The sequence below is a fragment of the Streptomyces katrae genome, from assembly GCF_002028425.1.
GTDB classification, from domain to species: Bacteria; Actinomycetota; Actinomycetes; order Streptomycetales; family Streptomycetaceae; genus Streptomyces; species Streptomyces katrae_A.
Genome location: NZ_CP020042.1, coordinates 1,042,383 through 1,063,229, shown reverse-complemented (window position 1 = coordinate 1,063,229; position 20,847 = coordinate 1,042,383). Strand labels below are relative to the sequence as shown.

The window sequence follows — 20,847 nt, the reverse complement described above, 5'->3', positions numbered from 1 at the left end:
CGTGGCAGGGTGAGGAGGGCAAGCCACTGGGGGCTTCGGAGGCGAGCCAATGGGAGAGGGGTAGACGTGATTGTCTGGATCAACGGTGCTGTCGGCGCCGGGAAGACCAGTACGGCCCGCGAACTGGTCGCACTGCTGCCGGACAGCACCCTGTACGACCCGGAGCTCATCGGGGAGGCGCTGTGCCGCCTCCTGCCGGGAAAACGCCTCGCGGAGGTCGACGACCACCAGGACCTGCCGAGCTGGCGGCGGCTCGTCGTCGACGCGGCGGCGGCGTTGCTGGCGGAGGTGGGCGGGGTGCTGGTCGTGCCGATGACGCTGCTGCGGCAGGAGCACCGGGACGAGATCTTCGGCGCGCTCGCGGCCCGCCGGATCCCCGTGCGGCACGTGCTGCTGGCCCCGGCGGAAACGATCCTGCGTGAGCGGATCGCCCGGCGCGGGAAGGGAGTGGGGGAGGGGCAGGAGCGGGCCCGGCAGGGGGCCTGCGACCGGCTTCCCGAGTACCGGCAGGCGCTGGGCTGGCTTTCCGCCGACGCGCACGTCATCGACAACGGGCGCCTGACCGCGCGGGAGACGGCGCAGCGGATCGCCGAGGCCGTGACCACGGACACGGCGGCGGTCTGCGACATCGTGCAGACCCCGGAGCCGACGCGGGAGACGGTGGCGGCGGGGGTCCTGCTCTTCGACGACCGGGACCGGGTGCTCCTGGTGGATCCGACGTACAAGCCGGGCTGGGAGTTCCCGGGCGGGGTCGTCGAGCCGGGGGAGGCGCCGGCGCGGGCGGGCGTACGGGAGGTCGCGGAGGAGCTGTCCCTGGCGCTGGACCGGGTGCCGGAGCTGCTGGTGGTCGACTGGGAGGCGCCCCGGTCCCCGGCCTACGGGGGGCTGCGGCTGCTGTTCGACGGGGGCCGGCTGTCGGAGGCGGAGGCCGGGCGGCTGCGGCTGCCGGGGCCGGAGCTGAGGGCCTGGCGGTTCGTCACGGAGGCGGAGGCCGCGGACATGCTGCCGGTGCAGCGGTACGAGCGGCTGCGGTGGGCGCTGCGGGCACGTGAGCGGGGGCGGGCCCTGTACCTGGAGGCGGGCCGGCCCACGCCGTAGCCCTGCGGGGCGGGCCGGGCCTTAGCCCTGCCGGGCGGGGCGGCCCACGCCGTAGTCCTGCGGGGCGGGCCGGGCTGGCCCACGCTGTAGCCCTGCGGGGCGGGGCGGCCCACGCCGTAGGCCTGCCGGGAGGGCCGGGCGGGGGCGGCTCTTGGCCATGCCGGGCGGGCCGGGCCGGCTGCCGCTGGGGCCGCCTCCTCGCACCGCCCTCCCTCCGCCCCGTTGCCGCCAGGGGAGTCCGGGCGCACCGCGCGCGGAGCGTCCGGTGCCGGGGGCCGGGGCGGAGCCCCCGGGAACGGGGGAGGGCGGGCAGGGGGCCGCTGCGGGCGGCGGGGCCGGGGTCAGGCGGCCTCCGCCGCCTCCTTCAGTTCCCGCGCCGTGTCCTGCGTACGCGGGTCGCCGTGCCCGAAGCAGGCCACCGACGGGGACAGGGCGGCCAGGCGGCGGAAGGAGGCGATGGCCTCGGCGCGGTCGGTGTTGAAGACGCCCAGCATCACCTGGCCCACGCCCGCCACGCAGTCCCCGGTGAACAGCACCCCGTGTTCCGGGAGGTGGACGCCGATGCTGCCCGGGGTGTGCCCGGGGGAGTGGACCACCACCGCGCCGCCGCCGAAGGGCAGTACCTCGCCGTCCTCCAGCTCCCGGTCGACCCGGGTCGGCGGGGCCTCCGGGACCGTCATGCCGTGCTCGTAGAACGGGATCTCCCAGTCCAGCAGCACCGGCTCCGGCACCGGCAGTTCGCCCCGTACCACCGGCGCGTCCAGCCGGTGCGCCAGCACCTCCGCGCCCCGGCGGGCGGCGAGTTCACCGGCGGAGCCGACGTGATCGCGGTGGCAGTGGGTCAGCACGATCCGCTCCAGCCGCTCCGGCGCGAGCCCGAGGGAACGTATCGCCCCCTCGATCGCGTCGGCCGCCCCGGCCGGGCCGGAGTCGATGAGGGTCAGGGCCTCCCCGCCCCGGTCCTGCCAGAGGTAGGCCTGCCCGATGGGGAAACGCAGCATGTGCAGCCGGCCGGGGAGTACTTCGACAAGATCCAAGTTGTCCATGGGGCGAACGTATGCGCCATGACCGGTCCTGCGCACGTGACTTCGCCGGTAGCAGAGTACGCCCAGGGCGCAGCGCGCCCCGGGCGTCCGTCAACGGGCTTGGCGTCAGGCGCGCTTGGACTCCGCGTAGTTGACGAGGAACAGCGCCTCGGCCACCGACAGCCGCTCCAGCTCCTGCGGGGAGACGCTCTCGTTGACCGCGTGGATCTGCGCCTCCGGCTCGCTCAGGCCGATCAGCAGCATCTCGGCCCGCGGGTAGAGGGAGGTGAGGGTGTTGCACAGCGGGATCGATCCGCCCATGCCGCTGATCTGCATCTCCTGGCCGTCGTAGGCCTCGCGCAGGGCGGCGGCCATCGACGCGTACGCCGGGCTGGAGGTGTCCGCCTGGAACGGCTGGCCCTGGCCGACGACCTCCAGCTCCAGCTTCGCCTTCCACGGGGTGTGCGCGATCAGGTGCGCCTCCAGCAGCTTGATGGCCTCGGCGGTGTCCACGCCCGGCGGCACGCGCAGGCTGATCAGCGCGCCGGCGCTCGCGTGGACCGAGGGGGTCGCGCCGACCACCGGCGGGCAGTCGATGCCGAGCACGGTGACGGCCGGACGGGCCCACAGCCGGTCCGCGATGGTGCCCTCACCGATCAGCTCGACCCCGTCCAGCACCTTCGCGTCGGCGCGGAAGTCCGCCTCGGGGTACTGCAGGCCCTCCCACACCGCGTCGGAGGCCAGGCCGTCCACCGTCGTCGAGCCGTCCTCGGAGCGCAGCGAGTCCAGCAGGCGGATCAGGGCGGCCAGGGCGTCGGGGGCGACGCCGCCGAACATCCCGGAGTGCAGGTTCCCGCCCAGGGTGTCGATCTTGACCTTGATCAGCGTCATGCCGCGCAGGGTGGCCGTCACCGTCGGCAGGCCCAGGCGGAAGTTGCCCGCGTCGCCGATCACGATCGTGTCGGCGGTCAGCAGCTCGGGGTGGGCCTCGGCGTACTGCTGGAGGCCGCCGGTGCCCTGCTCCTCCGAGCCCTCCACGATCACCTTCACGGAGACCGGTACGCCGCCGTTCGCCTTCAGCGCGCGCAGGGCCAGCAGGTGCATGATGAAGCCGCCCTTGCAGTCGGCCGCGCCGCGCCCGTACCAGCGGCCGTCGCGCTCGGTCAGCTCGAAGGCCGGGGAGATCCAGGCGGCGTCGTCGAGCGGCGGCTGCACGTCGTAGTGCGCGTACAGCAGGACGGTCGGGGCGCCCTCGGGGCCGGGCAGGAAGCCGTACACCGACTGGGTGCCGTCGGGGGTGTCGAGGAGGGCCACGTCCTGGAAGCCCTCGGCGCGCAGGGCGTCGGCCACCCAGTTCGCGGCGCCCTCGCTCTCGCTCTTGGGGAACTGCGCCCAGTCCGCGACCGACTGGAACGCCACCAGCTCGGTCAGCTCCGCCTTGGCGCGGGGCATCAGCGAGGCGACGGTCTCGGCGATCGGATTCTGCGACATGGGCACGCTCCTCGTGGGTGCGACGTTGTGCGGTGTGTACGCCGTGGTACGGCGGGGTCCGCTCGATCCTCGCACAGCAGGACGAGCGGGATGCGCGCCGTAGGATCTTCCCGGCATCGGAGCAACGTGTGATCAGGAGCAGCAGCCCATCGTGACCAGCGACGACAGCATTGACGGCGGATCCGCAACGGAAGCGGAGCAGGCGGCCGGGGCCGCCCAGGACCGGGACGGGCAGGCGGGCGACGGCCCGGCCGACGGCACCGGCGAGGTGTGGGACGTCGTCGTGGTCGGCGCCGGCCCGGCCGGGGCGATGGCCGCGTACGCGGCGGCGAGCGCGGGGCGGCGCGTCCTGCTGCTGGAGAAGGCCGTACTGCCCCGCTACAAGACCTGCGGCGGCGGCATCATCGGTCCCTCGCGCGACGCCCTGCCGCCGGGCTTCGTCCTGCCGTTCAAGGACCGGATCCATGCGGTGACCTTCTCCCTGGACGGGAAGCTGACCCGGACCCGGCGTTCGAAGCGCATGCTGTTCGGGCTGATCAACCGGCCCGAGTTCGACGCGGCGCTGGTCGCGGAGGCCGAGAAGGCCGGCGCGGTGCTGCGCACGGGGACGGCGGTGAGCCGGGTCGAGCAGCACGGCGCGTCGGTGCCCGACCGGCGCACGGTCGCGGTGGTGCTCGCGGACGGGGAGACCGTGCTGGCCCGGGCGGTGGTCGGCGCGGACGGCAGCGCGAGCCGCATCGGCGCCCACGTCGGGGTGGAGATGGACCAGGTCGACCTCGGGCTGGAGGCGGAGATCCCGGTCCCGGCGACCGTGGCCGAGGACTGGAAGGGCCGCGTCCTGATCGACTGGGGTCCGCTGCCGGGCAGTTACGGGTGGGTCTTCCCCAAGGGCGACACACTCACCGTCGGCGTCATCTCGGCGAAGGGCGAGGGGGCCGCGACCAAGCGGTACCTGGACGACTTCGTCGCGCGGCTGGGTCTGGCCGGTTTCGAGCCGGCCGTCTCCTCCGGGCACCTGACGCGCTGCCGCAAGCCCGGGTCCCCGTTGTCGCGCGGCCGGGTGCTGGTGGCGGGTGACGCGGCCGGTCTGCTGGAGCCGTGGACCCGCGAGGGGATCTCCTTCGCGCTGCGTTCGGGACGGCTCGCGGGGGAGTGGGCCGCGAAGATCGCCGAGGCGCAGGACGCCGTGGACGCGCGGCGCCAGGCGCTGAACTACGCCTTCGCGGTCAAGGCCGGGCTGGGCGTGGAGATGAGCGTCGGCAAGCGGATGCTGACCGTCTTCGAGTCCCGTCCGGGACTGATGCACGGTGCGCTGACGGGGCTGCGGCCCGCCTGGAAGGCCTTCGCCGGGATCACGCGCGGGTCCACGAACCTGGCCGACCTGGTCCGCACGCATCCGATGGCGCGCAAGGCGCTGCACCTGCTGGACGCCCGTCTGGCGCGGAGCGGCCGGAGCTGACGCCGGCGGGGCTGGGGGCCGGAGGGGCTGGCGGCGGGGGCGCGACGGCGAGCAGCGCGCCGCCGGGCCGGGGGGCCGGGGCCGCGCGTCCGGGCCGCGGGGCCGCGAGGCAGGGCTGCGGGGCCGCGAGGCAGGGCTGCGGGGATCAGCCGGTCACCGCGATGCGGAAGACCGGGGGGTCCCCGGCGGCGGCCTGCAGTTCGGCGTCCGTGGACTCGGCCGTGACGCCCTGGAAGAACCGGTTGACCTCCCAGCCCCACTTCTCCAGGTAGGCGCGCAGCACGGCCGCCTTCTCCACCGGGTCGGTGAGCTCGGTGACGGTGAACGGGCGGACCTTGCGGCCCAGGCGGAGCTCGCCGCCGCCCGCCACGCGCATGTTGCGGACCCACTGGGAGTGGCCGCGGGCCGAGACCAGGTACTGGGCGCCCTCGAACGTGTGGGGGTTGACCGGGATGCGCTGCATCTTGCCGGAGGTACGGCCGCGCACCGACAGTTCCGCGGTGCCGGCCAGGCTGATGCCGAGACGGGCGAGCTTGCCGAGGAGCGAGTTGAGGCGGGTCTCCAGCGGGCCGGCCTTGATGTAGTGCGGGGTGGACGCGTTCACGGTGGCCTCCGGGGCGATGTCGGACTGTGATTGCGAGAGCACTGCTCTCTCTTGAGATCAGTGTGCACGGATCGGTGCACCAAAGCAAGAGCAGTGCTCTCTCAAGAGTGCGGTGCTCCGATTTTTGTGCACTGCTCCACGTGTATGTCACACTGATCCGCATGAGCACCGTGCGAGGGGCCAGGGAACGGGCCCGTATCGAGGTCACCGCCGCCATCAAGGACGAGGCGCGCCGCCGGCTCGCGGAAGAGGGGGCCGCCAAGCTCTCGCTGCGCGCCGTCGCCCGCGAGCTGGGCATGGTCTCCTCCGCCCTCTACCGCTACTTCCCGAGCCGCGACGAGCTGCTCACCGCGCTGATCATCGACGCGTACGACAGCGTGGGCGCCGCTGCCGAGGCGGCCGGAGCGGCAGCCCTCGCCGCCGGCGCCGCGCCCCGTGCCCGCTGGACGGCCGTCTGTGAGGCTTTCCGCGCCTGGGCGCTCGCGCACCCGCACGAGTACGCCCTCATCTACGGCTCCCCCGTCCCCGGCTACAGCGCCCCCCAGGACACGATCGTCCCCGCCTCCCGCGTCGCCAACGTCCTCGTCGCCATCCTCCGCTCCGCCCACGAGGGCCGTGGACTCGCCCTGCCCCCACTGCCCGCCGCCCTGCGCGCGGAGGCCGGCCGGATGACGGCCGACTTCGCCGAGGGCCTGCCCCCCGAGGTCACGGCCGCCCTCGTCGCCGCCTGGGCGCAGCTCGCCGGACTGGTCTCCTTCGAGCTGTTCGGCCAGTTCGAGAACGTGGTCGAAGAGCGCGAGGCCTTCTTCGCGCACGCCGCCGGCCAACTGGCGCACGCGGTAGGCCTGCCCGCACTCTGACGGCGTCCCGCCGCCGGGCGTCCCGCCGCCGGGCGTGCCGTGCCGCGTGCCCTCGCGATTCCCGCGTGCCCTCGCGATGCCCGCGTGGTCTCGCGGTGTCCGCCGGCCGTGCGGCGCCCGCGTGGCCGCCGGCGGCCGACGGCCGGATTCACGGGATGAGGTGACGATTCGGTTGTCTGTCCCTCATACGGATGACGGCGGTTCGGCGCTCACGGCCAGACCGCGCGCCTACTGTTCCTCGGGTCGCCCCTGCCGCCGTCGGAGGAACAGTCATGGCCCTGGCCCCCGCCCGCGCTCTGAAGGCCCTCTGCGCCGTCCTGCTGACCGGATTGCTCGCCGCGCCCGCCCCGGCGGTGACGGCCTCGGCCGAACCGCCGCCGCCCTCCAGACCCTCCGCCGGATCCGGGCCGGCCGCGCCCGTGGCGGCCCGCCCGCCCCGGACCCCCGGTGTGCGCGGCCTGGAGATCGCCGTCCCCGCCTACGTGTGGGCCGACGACCCGGTGCTGGCCGAGCTCACGGCCACCGCCCCCGCCGCCTCCGTCGTCGTCCTGAACCCCGGGAACGGCGACGCCCCGTTCGACTCCTCCTGGCGTGCCCGCGCTGACGCCCTGCGCAGCGGTACCACCGCCACCGGCGAGCGGCCGAAGGTCCTCGGCTACGTCCACACCGACCGCGGCGACCGCGACCCCGCCGCCGTCCGGGCCTCCGTGGACAACTACCTCAGGACCCCCGACGGCGGGCTCCACGTCGACGGCATCTTCTTCGACGTCGTCAGCCGCGAGTGCGGCCCCGGCAACGCCACCCGCGACCACTACGCGGCCCTGCGCCGCTACGTCCAGGACACCATGCACTCCGTGGCCCCGGACGTCCCCGAGCTGGTCGTCGACAACCCCGGCACCGCCACGGCCGACTGCTACCTCGAACCCGGCCACCGCACCGCCGACGTCTTCGTCACCTACGAGGGCGCGTACGCGGACTACACCTCCGGCGACTGGCCCGGCGGCAACGTCTTCGACGCGGCAGGGGCCTACCGCCCGGGAGCCGAACTCGACCCGAGCGGAACGGCGTTCTGGCACCTGGTCCACGACGTCCCGGATCCCGCTGCCATGCGCACCACCCTCGCCACCGCCTTCGCGCGCGGCGCCGGCTACGTCTACGCGACCAGCGCGGCGATGCCCAACCCCTGGGACACGGCGCCCGCTTGGGGATACCAGGCCCAGACCGGCTACGCCGCCGCCCTCGGCTAGATCCGGCCGCCCCCCGGCGCCAGGCTCTTTGCGCCGTGGACAGCGGCCATGCATATGATCAGTGCCTTCCGGCGGGGGAGGCGTGAACATGTCGAATGATTCCGGCCACGCACAGGCGGCCGACGGGCAGGCGGCCGGCACGGACGAGCAGACCGGCATGCGGTTGGACCACCTGCCGGCGGAGCCCTCCGGCGGTCCCGCGCCCGGGCCGGTGCCCGGACTCGGCTCCGGGCCCGGGGACTTCGCCTCGACGCCGAAGCAGAAGCAGGATGCGGCCGGCACGATCGAGACCGAGCTGGAGCCGAACACCAAGAAGGCCGCCGAAGTCGCGGACGACGCCACCAGCACGGCCCAGAAGGGCTTCGACGGCTGGGAGACGGCGGCGGGCCTGAAGGCCGTGGCGGAGACCTGTGGACAAGCAGGTGAAGGTCCTGATGTGCCGCCTCTCGGCGGAGAAGAGCGCCCTGCGCGGCGCCTCCGGCCTCTTCGCGCGCAACGACACGGGCATCCACAACCAGTTCCGTGCCTCGCAGTCGAAGCTGAACGACCTGTGAGGAGCCCGCGGTGCTGAACTACCACGAAGTCATGACCACGGACCTGAGCCTGCTGACGACGGCCGCCGGGAAGTGGGAGGCGATGCCGGCCGAACTGGAGAAGGCCGCGACCCGCTACGGCGACACCGCACCCGCGCTGATCCAGCGGCTGGCCTTCCAGGCGGTCGCCGGCGGCGTGCGCCGCGCCCTCGTCCAGTCCCAGGTGTACCTGTCCATGGCGGACGTCGCGGAGCCGCGCAGGCGTGCGGTCGTCCGGCTGGTCCTCACCGCCACAGCGGGCCAGCACGACGAAGTCCTCGGCGACTTCCAGGACTTCGTGAGTTCGGTCCGCCCGGGCACCGGGAACGAGGCCTAGCGATGGGGCGGCTCAGGGACAAGCTGACCGGCACGGCCCACCCGCGCGCCGGTGTCGCACGCAAGCCCGCCGAGGAGGTCCGTGCCGCGCTGCTCGCGGCCGCCGGACCGGACGCGCGGTTCACCGTGCGCGAGGCCACCCCGGGGGACGGCGGCGCGGATCTGGTCGCGGAATGCGTCATCGCGGCGCTGGACGTCACCCTCAGGACCCGGATGCGCCTGGACGCCGGGGCGCACGCCGTCCGGGTCCTCGAAGAGCGGTGGGCGCCGACCTCCGAGGGCGCGAACCGGCAGTACGGGCGCGGGCCCGCGGACATGGTGTACCGGCAGTGGGAGGTCAGGAAGGCGGCGGACGGCAGCCGGCAGAAGGTCGAGACGTTCCGCTTCGGCACCCGGGACATGCGCGTCCCGCTGCAGAAGGCCGTCCTCGGCGCTGGATGGACCTGGCGCGGGGTGCTGTTCAGACTGTGACCGCCGGACCGCCGGACCGCCGGACCGCCGGACCGCCGGACCGCCGGACCGCCGGACCGCCGGACCGCCGGACCGCCGGACCGCCGGACCGGCGTGACCGGCGGACCGGCGTGACCGGCGGGGCGCCGTGCCCCCGCCGGTCTCCGCCCTCAGATGCCCGCCGTCTCCTGCCACAGCCGGGCCAGCGTCACGTCGCCGGTCACCCCCGGCCCCGCCAGGGGGAGGCGGTTCCACAGGGCCGCGTACAGCCAGGACGCCGGGCCGGTCAGCTCGCAGTCCGCCGGCTCGCCCGTGTCCCCCCGGACCGTCCGGGCCGGTTCCTTCGACAGGTGGACCGTCCACACCGCGCCCGTGTCCGCCGCCCGGACCCGCACCACCTTCGGCTCCTCGGTCCGCACCCGGCTGCGCGGCCGGGCGTGGAAGCCGGTCAGCAGCTCGTCCACCCCGTCCTCCGCGAACTCCGGGGTGACCTCGCCGAAGGCCACGCCCCGCGCCGCCTGGGCGTCGAAGCGGTGGACGGCCGTCTCGTGCGCCTGCCGCCGCGCCCAGAACGCCAGCGGCGAGGGCGGCGCCGTCGGCAGGAAGGTCCAGCACACCAGCTCCGCCGGCGCCTCGCTCAGGGCCCGCACTATCCCGGCGTGCCCCTCCCGGAACCAGGCCAGCAGCTCGGCCCCCACCAGCTCGGGCGCCGCCGGGAAGGGCACCGGTTCCACCAGCCCGTCCGTCACGTACCCCGCCGCCCAGCGGTGCACCGCCCCCGTGTGCCGCAGGAGGTCGGTCACCCGCCACTCGGGACAGGTGGGCACCAGGGCGTCCGTGCCCGCCCGTTCGGCCTCGTCCGCCAGCAGCTCGCCTTCCCGCGCCAGCGCTTCCACGTACTCGTTGATCTTCATGCCCCGAGTGTGCCAGCAGCCCCTGACAATGGAGGGATGGACGGTGAACTCTTCGCGCGCGAGCGGACCGAGGTCGCACCCGGCGCCGTGCACCTGCCCGACTGGCTCGGGCCGCGGCGCCAGCGCGAGCTCCTGGAGGCCTGCCGCGCCTGGGCCCGCCCGCCGGCCGGGCTGCGTACCGTCCACACCCCCGGCGGCGGGACGATGACCGCCCGGCAGGTGTGCCTCGGGCGGCACTGGTACCCGTACGGCTACGCCCCCACCGCCGTGGACGGCGATGGCGCCCCCGTCAAGCCGATGCCCGCCTGGCTCGCCGAGCTGGGGCGGCGGGCCGTCACCGACGCCTACGGCACGCCTCCGCCGGCCGCCGAGGCGTACGACATCGCCCTGGTCAACTTCTACGGCGCCGACTCCCGCATGGGCATGCACCGGGACGCCGATGAACGCTCGCCCGCCCCCGTCGTCTCGCTCAGCCTCGGCGACGCCTGCCTCTTCCGCTTCGGCAACACCGCCTCGCGCGGCCGCCCCTACCGGGACGTCGAGCTGCGCAGCGGGGACCTGTTCGTCTTCGGCGGCCCCAGCCGGCTCGCCTACCACGGGGTGCCCAAGGTCCTGCCCGGCACCGCCCCGCCCGCACTGGGGCTGACCGGGCGGCTGAACGTCACCCTGCGGGTCGGCGGCCCGGGAGCGTAGGCCGGGGCGCCGGGCACCTCCCCGATCATGCGAGGATCGCTGCATGAACGGCAACGGCGCCCCGCCGGGGGTGGGGGACGAGAGCACGGCTCCCACGGCCTCCCCGGCCTCCCCGCCCTCCACGTCCTCCTCGGTCTCCACGAAGAGCAAGCTCGAACGGGGCCGCAGCGCCCTGGGCCCCGCGCTGGAACTCGTCCACACGGGCCGGGCCCCGACGCGCGCGGTGCTGACGGCCGAGCTGGGCGTCACCCGGGCCACCGCCGGGGCCGTGGCCGCCGAGCTGGAAGCCCTCGGCCTGATCCGCGTCGACTCCCGCCCCGGTGGCGCGGGCGGCGCCCAGGGCCGCCCCTCGCACCGGCTCGCCGTCGACGAGAACGGGCCCGTGGCGCTGGCCGCTCAGGTGCACTCGGACGGGTTCCGGGCCGCGCTCGTCGGCCTCGGCGGACGGATCGTGGCCACCGCCCCCGGCAAGGTCACCGTCTCCGCCGACCCGGCGCAGGTGCTCGGCGCCGTCGTCGGGGCGGGGGCGGAGCTGCTCGCCGCGTCGGGCCGGCGCTGCATCGGCGCGGGCCTCGCCGTGCCTTCGGCGGTCGCCGAGCCCGACGGCACGGCCCTCAACCCGCTGCACCTGGCCTGGCCGGCCGGGTCACCCGTCCGGGCCATCTTCGCCGAGTGCGTGAAGGCGGCCGGGATCGACGGACCGGCCCTGACCGGCAACGACGTGAACCTCGCCGCGCTCGCCGAGCACCGCCACGGGGCGGGCCGCAGCGCGCAGCACCTGCTCTGCGTGGCCACCGGCCACCGCGGGGTCGGCGGCGCGCTGGTGCTGGACGGCCGGCTGCACAGCGGCAGCTCCGGCCTGGCCCTGGAGGTCGGCCACCTGACGGTCAACCCCGAGGGCCGGCCCTGTCACTGCGGCAGCCGGGGCTGCCTGGACGTGGAGGCCGACCCGCTGGCCTTCCTCACCGCGGCGGGCCGCACGCCGGGTCCCGAGGTGTCCCTGCTCCAGCAGGCCCGCGACCTGCTGCGCGCCGAGTATGCGCAGCCCTCGGTACGGGCGGCCGCCGAAGAGCTCATCGACCGGCTCGGGCTGGGCCTGGCCGGGCTGGTGAACATCCTGAACCCGGACCGGATCATCCTCGGCGGGCTCCACCGCGAGCTGCTGTACGCCGACCCGGAGCGGCTGCGCGCCGTGGTAGCGGACCGGAGCCTGTGGGGGCGCAGCGGGGGCGTGCCGATCCTGCCGTGCACCCTCGACCACAACAGCCTCGTCGGGGCGGCGGAGCTGGCCTGGCAGCCGGTGCTCGACGATCCGCTGGGAACGCTGGGCACCGCGGCCTGAGCCGCTGCGGCCCGGGCCGGCGGGCGGGCCGGGGGTGCGTCACCCGGGCCGGGTGCCGACCGACACCGACGCCGGCACGCCCGTCACGACGGGATGTGCGTCCACGGCGCCGATCACCGCCCGGGCGGGCTCCCGTACGGGCTTCTTCGCGCCGATACGGACCGTGTGCGGCGGCGCCGCCGGGGCGGGGGCGGCCCGCATCGAGAACCAGACCACCTTGCCGGGTCCGTCCGGCCGGTGGCGGGCCCCCCACGCCTCGCTGACCGCTTCCACGAGTGCCAGCCCGCGGCCGCAGGTCTCCAGGCCACCGGCCTCGCGCAGCACGGGCAGCCGCGGATCGCTGTCGTGGACGGAGACGGTCAGCCGTCCGAGGCGGAGTTCGATCTCGACCGTGCAGACCTTGTCGGGCTGCGCGTGGCGGTGGACGTTGCTGAGCAGCTCCGTCACGCCGAGCGCAGCCCGGTCTATGAGCGGATCGAGCTGCCAGTGGCGCAGTTGGGCGGAGACGATCCTGCGGACCTGGCCGATCCGCGCGGGCAGGGCCTGCAGTTCCACGACGCAGTGCCTGCGGGAATGTGTGATCACGGCTGCGACTCCCCGACATCAGTGTTACGGGTGCTGCACCCTCGGTGACGCAATCTCAAGGGTCACCCACCGTCGCGCCGCGTGCAACCGAACGCGACCGAAAGCGATCCGCATAGAAACCCAAAGTGACCGTTTGCGCAGGTGAGGGGGGTACATTTCGAAAGGAGGGGGCACTGGAACCGACAAAGGAGCAGGGCGCATGAGCACCACCGGCACCACCGCTACGCCGGCCTCGAACACGGCCGCGGTGACGACGACCACCGTCGACGTCGACCGCAGCGACGCCGAATACCGCGCCTGGCTCAAGGAGGCCGTGCGCAAGGTCCAGGCGGACGCCAACCGCAGCGCCGACACTCACCTGCTGCGCTTCCCGCTGCCCGAGGCCTGGGGCATCGACCTCTACCTCAAGGACGAGTCCACGCACCCGACGGGCTCCCTGAAGCACCGCCTCGCCCGCTCGCTGTTCCTGTACGCGCTGTGCAACGGCTGGATCCGCCCCGGCCGCCCGGTCATCGAGGCCTCCAGCGGCTCCACCGCCGTGTCCGAGGCCTACTTCGCCAAGCTGATCGGCGTGCCCTTCATCGCCGTCATGCCGCGCACGACCAGCCCGGAGAAGTGCCGCCTCATCGAATTCCACGGCGGCGAATGCCACTTCGTCGACGACTCCATGAAGATGTACGAGGAGTCCGCCGACCTCGCCGCCCGCACCGGCGGCCACTACATGGACCAGTTCACGTACGCGGAGCGGGCCACCGACTGGCGCGGCAACAACAACATCGCCGAGTCGATGTACCAGCAGCTGCGCCTGGAGCGCTACCCCGAGCCCGCCTGGATCGTGGCGACCGCCGGCACCGGCGGCACCTCCGCCACCATCGCCCGCTACGTCCACTACATGCAGCACGACACCCGCATCTGCGTCCCGGACCCGGAGAACTCCTGTTTCTTCGAGGGCTGGACGAACCACGACCCGCACGCGAGCAGCGACTGCGGCTCCCGCATCGAGGGCATCGGCCGGCCCCGGATGGAGCCGAGCTTCGTGCCCGGCGCCATCGACCGCATGATGAAGGTCCCGGACGCGGCGAGCGTCGCCGCCTGCCGCGCCCTCGAACAGGCCATAGGGCGCAAGGCCGGTGGCTCCACGGGCACCGGGCTGTGGAGCGCCCTGAAGATCGTCTCCGAGATGGTGGCGGAGGGGCGCACGGGCAGCGTCGTGACCCTGCTGTGCGACCCGGGCGACCGCTACCTCGACAAGTACTACTCGGACGAGTGGCTGGCGGCGCAGGGCCTCGACATCGCCCCGTACGCGAAGACGATCGAGACGCTGCTGGAGACCGGCACCTGGGCAGAGCCCCGGGCCTGAGGCCGCGCACGGTGCGCCAAGGGGCTCAGCCGCGGCTCGGGGCGGCCGTCAGGCGGGCGTCGAGGGTGCGCACCGCCGTACGGAAGGAGTGGCCGAGCCCCGGGCGGGCGGCCGCCAGCGCGAGGCGCAGGGGGGCAGGGCCGTCGGCCGCGAAGGTCCAGCGCACGAGGGTGCCGGGGGAGCGGTCGCCGGGGGAGCGGGGCCCGGCGGCCGGGGCCAGCAGCCACTCCTCCAACAGGGCTTGCAGCCCGGGCACGTTGGTCTCGTCGACCCGGTACGCGTAGCGCCGCGAAGCCTCCGCGGCCACGACCGTCTCCTGGAACCGCACCCCGCCCACCAGCCTGACCTCCCGCCCGGCACCGCCCCCGGTGGGCCGGGCCAGCGACACCGCCCGGAACCAGGCCGGCCAGCCGGTCACGTCCTCGGCGAGCGCCCGGTACAGGGCCTGCGGCGGGGCCGCAGCCCTGGCCGTGAACACGAGACGGGCCGGAGCCCGGTCGAGGAAGTCCAGCCCCACGGGGCGGAGTCGGCGGGTCATGGCGTTTCCCCCTGTGGTGTGGCGACGGCGGGCACGGTGGCGCCCACGATATCTGGCTGGCCGTCAGATGTCCTCGGTACCGTCACGCGAACGGGGCCTGGGCAGCGGCCTCTTGGCGCGGGATGCTGGAAGCGGCCCGAACCCGCCCGCCGCTCCGGGCCCCGATCCGCCGCCCTCCCCGCGGAGGCCCCTCATGCCGCAGCCCGCCGCCCCCGACGCCGTCCCGCCGGACGCGGCGCCGCAGACCGTCCCCTCCGACGCGGCGCCGCAGACCGTCCCGCCCGAAGGGGCGCCGCAGACCGGCCGGGCGCCCGCGCCGCCGACGGCGTCACCGCTCGCCCTCGAACTGTTCGTGCACGGAGTGGCCGGAGCCGCCCCCGGCGAGCTGCTCCGTGATCCGCACCCCGTCCGGGTGACGGGCGACTCCACCGCCGCAGTCTTCCGCCGCGCCGAGGACGCCGACGCCGAGGCCCACCCCGGGCGTTACGCCGGGCGGCCCGTCCCCGAGGCCTACTGCTGGTCCCGGCTCACCTCCGGCAACGGCGCCCGTGCCCTGTGGCTGCTGCTCCTGCCGTTCATGGTGGCCAACCTCGCCCACTGGGCCCGGCCCGCCACCGCGCCCGCCGGGCCGCAGCCCCGCGCGGTGCGCGCGTACGGGCTCCTCGTGCGGCTCCTGGCCCTCGCCCTCACCGTGCTGCTCGTGGCGGCCGCCTGCGAGGTCGCCCTGGACCTCCTCGCCTGGCAGTGCGCGGGCTCCCGCACCTGTCTGGGGTCCCGGGGACCGCTCTCCTTCCTGCGGCCCGGCGGCTGGTGGGCGCAGCCGGGGCGGCGCCTCGCGCTCGGCGCCCTCGTCCCGGCCGCGCTCACCGGACTGCTCTGGTTCCTGTCGGCCCGCACCTGGAGCGCCTACGAGTCCCAGCCCCCGCCCGCCGGGACCCCGGGCTCCGCCGGGACCCCGGGCTCCGCCGGGACCCCGGGCTCCGCCGGGACCCCGGGCCCCGCCGGCCACGGCGACGCCCCGCTCGGCCGGCCCGGATTCTGGTACGGGCGCCGGATCGTGGCCCGGCTGCGCGCCGCCCACACCGCCGCCGGGCTCCTCACCGTGGCCGTCGCCGTCGCAGCCCCCACCGTCCGCGAGGACCGCCGCTCCGCCACCACCCCCGCCGGGCTGCTCGCCGCCGGCTGGGCGGTGCAGGCGCTGCTCGCGGCCGGGGCGGCGACCGTGCTGTGGGTGGTCTGCCGGCGCGGCCGTACCGAGGCCCGGCCCGACCACCGGCTCGACCGGGCTGCCGTCACCCTGCTGCCCTCCGGCGCCCTCGCGCTGCTGGCCGCGGTCCTCCTCCACTCCGGCTGGTCCCGCCCCGGCTGGACCTCCTCGGGGCGGCTCCCGGGCGACTTCGCCTTCGGGGTGCTGATGCTCGGCCAGGGCGGCTGCGTCCTGGCCCTGGCCCTCGTCGCCCGCCGCCTCCACCGCCGCGCGCCGACCCCGGGAGCCGCCCTCGCAGGGCTCGGCGGCCCGGCCGCCGCGCTGCTCGGCTGCGCCCTCGGCGGGGTCATGTCCGGCGGGGTCGCCCAGCGCGTGGCCGACTGGCTCGACGGGGCCGCGACCCCCGGCACGCCCGGGGACCCGCTGCCCGGGCCGCCCGTGCTGCTGTCCTGGCAGGCCTCCGTCCTGCCGCCGCTGCTGCTCGCGCTGGCGCTGGTCGCCGCCGCGGCCGGGGTCCGGGCCGCCGCCGCCCGGCGCAGGGCCGCCGCCGGCATCGCCGCCGAGTACCCCGGGGCCGTGCCCGACCCCGACCGCAGCCGGCGCATCGCCGGGGCGCGGGCCGCCGCCGCGCTGACCGACACCGCGCCCTGGTTCGTCGGCGCCGTCTGCCTGGTCACCCTGCTCCTCGGCGCGGGTGCCCTCGCCGGGGCCTGGGTGAGCGGACGGGTCCCGGCCGAGGCGGCCCGGGACGCCCACCCGCTGCTCGCGGCCGCCGCCCGGGCCGCCCAGGACAGCGGATCCTGGCTGATCGGGTTCGGCATGGCCGCCTTCGTCGCCCTGGGCCGCCGCGCCTACCGCGACCCCGCCTCCCGCCGCACCATCGGCATCCTGTGGGACGTCGGCACCTTCTGGCCGCGCGCCGCCCACCCCTTCGCCCCGCCCTGCTACGCCGAGCGGGCCGTGCCCGACCTGACCTGGCGGATGACGGGCTGGACCGCCCGGACCGGAGGACGGCTCGTCATCTCCGGACACTCCCAGGGCAGCGTGCTGGCGGCGGCAGCCGTCTGGCAGCTGCCGGCCGAGACCCGCCGCCGCGTCGGCCTCCTCACGTATGGATCCCCGCTGGCCCGGCTCTACGGCCGCTGGTTCCCCACCTACTTCGGCCCCGGCCCGCTCGCCGCCCTCCACCGCGACCTGGACTGCTGGCGCAACCTGTGGCGGGCCACCGACCCCATCGGCGGGCCCGTCGGCGTCGGTGGGTCCGCCGGCACCGGCGGGCCCGGGCGGGCCGGTGCCGACGCGGAAGGATCCGTGGACCGGGGCCCCCTCGCCGACCCGGTGGCCTACGGCCGCGACCCCCTGCACCCGCTGCCCGCGCCGATCCTGCGGCACGCCGACTACCAGGCCGACCCGGCCTTCACCGCCGAACGCGACGCGCTCCTCGCCCGACTGGCCGGCCTCGCCCGGCCCGGTGCACCGGACGGCGCGGCCCTGCCCGCCCAGCGGCTCAGCAAGGCGTGGGCAGAGCCGGCAGATCCTCCGGGAACAGCAGGGTGAGCTCGTCCGTGCCCGCCTCGGCCAGCTGCGCCACCCGGCCCGCGTGCCGCTCCACCATCGACTCGAAGGTCTGCCGCGCGGTCCGCCCGTTGCCGAAGGCCGGGCCCTTGGGCAGCTCCGTGAAATACTCCAGCAGCGCCTTGGCGGTGCCCTCGCCCAGCCGGTACTCGTGCTCCTCCGCCTGCTGCTCGACGATCCGCAGCAGCTCGTGCGGCCCGTAGTCGCCGAAGGTGATGGTCCGTGAGAACCGGGACGCCACGCCCGGGTTGACCGTCAGGAACCGTTCCATCTCCTCCGTGTACCCGGCGACGATCACCACCACCGCGTCCCGGTGGTCCTCCATCAGCTTCACCAGCGTGTCGATCGCCTCGCGCCCGAAGTCCCGGCCCGAATCCTCCGGCGCCAGCGCGTACGCCTCGTCGATGAACAGCACCCCGCCCCGCGCCCGTTCGAAGGCCTCCTGGGTACGGATGGCCGTGGACCCGATGTGCTCGCCCACCAGGTCCACCCGGGACACCTCGACCAGGTGGCCGCGCTCCAGCACCCCCAGGGAGGCGAGGATCTCCCCGTACAGCCGGGCGACCGTGGTCTTGCCCGTGCCCGGGGAGCCGGTGAAGACCAGATGCCGGCGGACCGAAGCCGCCTTGAGGCCCGCCTGCTGCCGCTTGCGCCCCACCTCGATCATGTCCGTCAGGGCCCGTACCTCGCGCTTGACGCTCTCCAGCCCCACCAGCGCATCGAGCTGGCCCAGCACCTCGCCCGAGCCCCGGCCGGCCGTGCCCGCCGCCTCCCGGGCCCCGGCCCGGGGCTCCGGCAGCGGCGCCGGCCCGTCCGCCCCGGCCGGCCGCCCCCCGACGTCCTGCACGGCCGTCGCCGTACGCACCCCCGGCCGCGTCCCGGCGCCGGAGACCGCCTCCGCGGCGACCCGGGTCCCCGGCTCGTCGCCCGTGCACCCCTCGGCGAACGGGCCGTCCTCCGCGAACTCGTACCCGCCGCGCGCGCAGCGCTCGGTGTGGCAGCCGGTGAGCGTACTGCGGCAGCCGTCGATCACGTGGAACCCGAAGCCGGAACTGCCCGTCACCCGGCAGTCCGTGAAGGTGCCCCGGCCGGCCGCCGACACGTAGAACCCGGCCTCGGCCGCGGTGGTCACCGTGACCCGATCCAGGACGGGGTCGGCGCCCTTGGTGACGATCACCCCCGTCTGCACGCCGTCGACGGTGCAGTCGGTCAGGGTGCCGCCGCTGCCGTGATCGCGGAACCACGCCCCGGTGCCCGCCTCGCGGATCCGGCAGTCCTCCAGCCGGGCGGTCGCGCCGTCGCTCACGGAGACGGCGGTGTTGCGCACCTGCGTCAGGTCGCTGTCGGCCACGTCGGCGCGCGAACCCCGGTCCAGGACGAACAGCGCGTCCGGCACGTCATGCAGCCGGCAGGACTTCAGGGAGGCGGTGGCCCCGTCGCTGATCCACACCGCCGGGTAGTCGCCCGTACTGTCGTGGATCTCGCAGGACTCCGCCTCCACCCTGGTCCCCGGGTCCCACACCGACAGGCCGTTGCGCCCGAACCGGCGGACCGTGGTCCGGCTGAGGGTGAGCACGGAACGGGAGCGCAGGTCGACGGCGTTCTCCGGGATGTCGTGGATGTCGCACCCGGCGAGCGCCAGGACCGCGTCGGTGTCGAGGGTGACCCCGTCGCCGGAGGTGCGGTGCACCGAGCAGTCCGTGAGCCGGGCGGCGGCCCGCCCCGCCACCTGCACCCCGCTGCCCTTGATCTCGTACACCTCGCAGCCCAGCGCCTCCAGCCCGGAACCCTCGCCGGTGACGGCGATGCCCGCGCCGATGGCGTGGTGGATCCGGCACCGCTCCAGCCGGGGATGCCCGCCGCGCACCGAGAACCCGGCCTGCCCGGCCGCGACCACCTCGCACTCCTCGAACACCCCGCCGCCACCGTCCAGTACGGCGATCCCCACCCCGGCCGGGTTCTCCACCGTGCACCGGCGGACCAGGGGGCGGGCCCCGCCGCGCACCTCGATGCCGGAAGCCGAACGGGTGTGCACCCGCAGGTCGCTGAGCTCGGGGGAACCCTCCTCGACGAGCAGCGCGGGCGCCGCCCGGTCCGCCCCCTCCAGGTAGAGGTCCTGGACCACCGCGGAGGCGCGCACGGTCAGCGCGACCCCGTCGAGCGGGGCGATCCGCACCGAACCCGCCGCCGCACCCTCGGGCCCGCGCAGGGTGACGGCATGACGCAGCACCAGGTTCTCCCGGTAGGTACCGGGGGAGACGGACAGTACGTCGCCGTCGCCCGCGACCGCGAGGGCGGCCCCCAGCGTCGGATACTCACCTGAGCGCCGCCGCCACCGCGAGGCCCCGCCGTGCGTCACCTGGACCGTGCCCTGAGCCATCGTGCTGCCGTGCCCCCACCCTCGTACTCGCGCTGCCGGACCGGCCGGAGCGGCTGAAGCGGCCGCGGCCCCACCCGGGCGCCGAAGCGGCCGGAGGGCCTGCGGCTCCACCGTAGCGCGCGCGGGGCCCGGGAGTTGCCAGGTCAGCTGCCCGCACCCGCCCGGCCCCAGTCGGGCCCGGCCGCCGCCCACGCCCGGTCCAGACGCATGTACCGCCGATGCATGAGCCTTCGTACGACGAGCCGGCGCAGGGTCTCCGCGAGCGCGGCCGCGGTGAGCGCGGCGGCCAGCCCGGCCATCGCGGCGTGGAAGGAGGCGGCGCCGGGGTCGAGCGGCTGCCCCACGAGCCGGCCCCGGATGTCGGTCCATATCCGGAACCGGTCGCCCGGACGCGGCGGTTCCTCCGCCGCCGGGACCGCCCCCTCGTGACTGCTGCCGTCGGGCGCGGTCCACGAGGCCACGATGGTGGTCCGCGCCGGCGCCGTCCGCTGGGCCGAGGGCTCTGCGCGCCCGCCGGCCACCGCGCCGGCCGCGGCCGTGGGCCGCACCACCACGGCCGGGACCAGGTACCGCTCCTGCCGCTGCTCGCGCGCGGCCCGCTGCAGGACCCCGTCCACCCGGAGGCCGGCGGCCCAGCCGACGGCCGGAGCCACCAGCAGCACGCACACCAGCGCGACACAGGCCACCCACGCCTCGACCAGGTCGGTCGGCCTGCGCAGCGGATTGCGCCGCCAGCGCCACACACCCATTGCTGTCCGCACGGTCCGGCTCCCCCTGCCCATGCCAGTCTGCGTCTGTCCGCGGGTCCGCGTCTGTCGGCGGGTCCGCGTCGGTCCGCGCGTCCAAGCCTCGCGCATACCCGCAGGACGCGCATTCCGGGACGCGCGGGACGTCCTTCACCCGATCCGGTGCTCCTGCCCCGGCGGGGGTCCGGCCGTCCCGCATGCTCCAACGGCCCCGCGCCGCCGGTTGGTTCCGGCAGGCCCCGGGAGCCCCTCGAAGGTGTCATTCCCCCCCGCTTCCCCCCCCGCTTCTCCGCCCGGGGGTCCCCCGGCGTGTCCGCCCGGAGGCCCCCCGGCTTGTCCGCCCGGCCGCCGTGGTCAGGGGCGGG

The 20,847-nt window shown here is 75.6% G+C and carries 19 protein-coding genes; 11 read left to right on the top strand and 8 right to left on the bottom strand.

The features are described 5' to 3' along the window. Nucleotides 1-66 precede the first annotated feature (66 nt). Nucleotides 67-1,098, top strand: a complete 1,032-nt coding sequence (locus B4U46_RS04865; RefSeq protein WP_079424371.1) for an NUDIX hydrolase — start codon at nucleotides 67-69, stop codon at nucleotides 1,096-1,098. Nucleotides 1,099-1,439: 341 nt separating this feature from the next. Here B4U46_RS04865 and B4U46_RS04860 read toward each other — a convergent pair whose 3' ends face one another. Continuing rightward, the gene (locus B4U46_RS04860; RefSeq protein ID WP_079431570.1) at nucleotides 1,440-2,135 is read right to left on the bottom strand and encodes an MBL fold metallo-hydrolase; all 696 of its coding nucleotides are present in this window, start codon (nucleotides 2,133-2,135) and stop codon (nucleotides 1,440-1,442) included. 114 nt (nucleotides 2,136-2,249) lie between these two features. Then, nucleotides 2,250-3,614: a dipeptidase gene (locus B4U46_RS04855; protein WP_079424369.1), complete on the bottom strand. Its 1,365-nt coding sequence runs from the start codon at nucleotides 3,612-3,614 to the stop codon at nucleotides 2,250-2,252. A 268-nt stretch (nucleotides 3,615-3,882) separates the two neighbouring features. Here B4U46_RS04855 and B4U46_RS04850 point away from each other — a divergent pair, with 268 nt between their 5' ends. After that, nucleotides 3,883-5,073 carry a geranylgeranyl reductase family protein gene (locus B4U46_RS04850; protein ID WP_079431569.1) on the top strand — a complete coding sequence of 397 codons (1,191 nt, stop codon included), beginning with the start codon at nucleotides 3,883-3,885 and terminating at the stop codon, nucleotides 5,071-5,073. Nucleotides 5,074-5,218: 145 nt separating this feature from the next. Here the strand turns inward: B4U46_RS04850 and B4U46_RS04845 are convergent, their stop codons facing one another. Then, on the bottom strand, nucleotides 5,219-5,677 hold the full coding sequence (locus B4U46_RS04845; protein WP_079431568.1) for a nitroreductase/quinone reductase family protein: 459 nt from the start codon (nucleotides 5,675-5,677) through the stop codon (nucleotides 5,219-5,221). A 161-nt stretch (nucleotides 5,678-5,838) separates the two neighbouring features. On the opposite strand from B4U46_RS04845, the gene B4U46_RS04840 reads away from it, so the two are divergent. From B4U46_RS04840 to B4U46_RS04820, 5 genes are all read left to right on the top strand, one after another. Beyond that, nucleotides 5,839-6,537: a TetR/AcrR family transcriptional regulator gene (locus tag B4U46_RS04840; RefSeq protein ID WP_079424367.1), complete on the top strand. Its 699-nt coding sequence runs from the start codon at nucleotides 5,839-5,841 to the stop codon at nucleotides 6,535-6,537. Between the two features lie 272 nt (nucleotides 6,538-6,809). Next, nucleotides 6,810-7,784 carry a spherulation-specific family 4 protein gene (locus B4U46_RS04835; protein ID WP_079424365.1) on the top strand — a complete coding sequence of 325 codons (975 nt, stop codon included), beginning with the start codon at nucleotides 6,810-6,812 and terminating at the stop codon, nucleotides 7,782-7,784. A 410-nt stretch (nucleotides 7,785-8,194) separates the two neighbouring features. Continuing rightward, a complete protein-coding gene (locus B4U46_RS38910; RefSeq protein ID WP_237292634.1) occupies nucleotides 8,195-8,338 on the top strand; it encodes a hypothetical protein in 144 nt (47 codons plus the stop codon). A gap of 10 nt (nucleotides 8,339-8,348) precedes the next feature. Beyond that, nucleotides 8,349-8,693 carry a hypothetical protein gene (locus tag B4U46_RS04825; protein WP_079424363.1) on the top strand — a complete coding sequence of 115 codons (345 nt, stop codon included), beginning with the start codon at nucleotides 8,349-8,351 and terminating at the stop codon, nucleotides 8,691-8,693. 2 nt (nucleotides 8,694-8,695) lie between these two features. Then, nucleotides 8,696-9,163: a hypothetical protein gene (locus B4U46_RS04820; RefSeq protein ID WP_079424361.1), complete on the top strand. Its 468-nt coding sequence runs from the start codon at nucleotides 8,696-8,698 to the stop codon at nucleotides 9,161-9,163. A 149-nt stretch (nucleotides 9,164-9,312) separates the two neighbouring features. On the opposite strand, the gene B4U46_RS04810 is transcribed toward B4U46_RS04820, so the two are convergent. After that, nucleotides 9,313-10,056 carry a maleylpyruvate isomerase family mycothiol-dependent enzyme gene (locus B4U46_RS04810; RefSeq protein WP_079424359.1) on the bottom strand — a complete coding sequence of 248 codons (744 nt, stop codon included), beginning with the start codon at nucleotides 10,054-10,056 and terminating at the stop codon, nucleotides 9,313-9,315. A gap of 36 nt (nucleotides 10,057-10,092) precedes the next feature. On the opposite strand from B4U46_RS04810, the gene B4U46_RS04805 reads away from it, so the two are divergent. Together B4U46_RS04805 and B4U46_RS04800 are read left to right on the top strand one after the other, a co-directional pair. Next, nucleotides 10,093-10,749 (top strand): alpha-ketoglutarate-dependent dioxygenase AlkB family protein, encoded by a 657-nt coding sequence (locus tag B4U46_RS04805; protein WP_079424356.1) that lies wholly within the window; start codon nucleotides 10,093-10,095, stop codon nucleotides 10,747-10,749. 43 nt (nucleotides 10,750-10,792) lie between these two features. Further along, nucleotides 10,793-12,091: an ROK family protein gene (locus tag B4U46_RS04800; RefSeq protein WP_079424354.1), complete on the top strand. Its 1,299-nt coding sequence runs from the start codon at nucleotides 10,793-10,795 to the stop codon at nucleotides 12,089-12,091. Between the two features lie 39 nt (nucleotides 12,092-12,130). Here the strand turns inward: B4U46_RS04800 and B4U46_RS04795 are convergent, their stop codons facing one another. Then, the gene (locus tag B4U46_RS04795) at nucleotides 12,131-12,676 is read right to left on the bottom strand and encodes an ATP-binding protein (RefSeq protein ID WP_079424352.1); all 546 of its coding nucleotides are present in this window, start codon (nucleotides 12,674-12,676) and stop codon (nucleotides 12,131-12,133) included. A gap of 199 nt (nucleotides 12,677-12,875) precedes the next feature. Between B4U46_RS04795 and B4U46_RS04790 the strand changes: the two genes are divergently transcribed. After that, on the top strand, nucleotides 12,876-14,036 hold the full coding sequence (locus tag B4U46_RS04790) for a PLP-dependent cysteine synthase family protein (RefSeq protein ID WP_079424350.1): 1,161 nt from the start codon (nucleotides 12,876-12,878) through the stop codon (nucleotides 14,034-14,036). Nucleotides 14,037-14,061: 25 nt separating this feature from the next. Here B4U46_RS04790 and B4U46_RS04785 read toward each other — a convergent pair whose 3' ends face one another. Then, nucleotides 14,062-14,574 carry an SRPBCC family protein gene (locus B4U46_RS04785; protein ID WP_079424348.1) on the bottom strand — a complete coding sequence of 171 codons (513 nt, stop codon included), beginning with the start codon at nucleotides 14,572-14,574 and terminating at the stop codon, nucleotides 14,062-14,064. A 193-nt stretch (nucleotides 14,575-14,767) separates the two neighbouring features. On the opposite strand from B4U46_RS04785, the gene B4U46_RS04780 reads away from it, so the two are divergent. Then, nucleotides 14,768-17,338, top strand: coding sequence for a hypothetical protein (locus B4U46_RS04780; RefSeq protein ID WP_107438229.1), 2,571 nt, complete (start codon nucleotides 14,768-14,770; stop codon nucleotides 17,336-17,338). Here B4U46_RS04780 and B4U46_RS04775 read toward each other — a convergent pair. Together B4U46_RS04775 and B4U46_RS04770 are read right to left on the bottom strand one after the other, a co-directional pair. After that, nucleotides 17,289-19,736, bottom strand: coding sequence for a right-handed parallel beta-helix repeat-containing protein (locus B4U46_RS04775; protein ID WP_079424346.1), 2,448 nt, complete (start codon nucleotides 19,734-19,736; stop codon nucleotides 17,289-17,291). The two genes, B4U46_RS04780 and B4U46_RS04775, sit on opposite strands and share 50 nt — an antisense overlap. A 143-nt stretch (nucleotides 19,737-19,879) precedes the next feature. Then, the gene (locus tag B4U46_RS04770) at nucleotides 19,880-20,497 is read right to left on the bottom strand and encodes a hypothetical protein (RefSeq protein WP_079424344.1); all 618 of its coding nucleotides are present in this window, start codon (nucleotides 20,495-20,497) and stop codon (nucleotides 19,880-19,882) included. Nucleotides 20,498-20,847 lie beyond the last annotated feature (350 nt).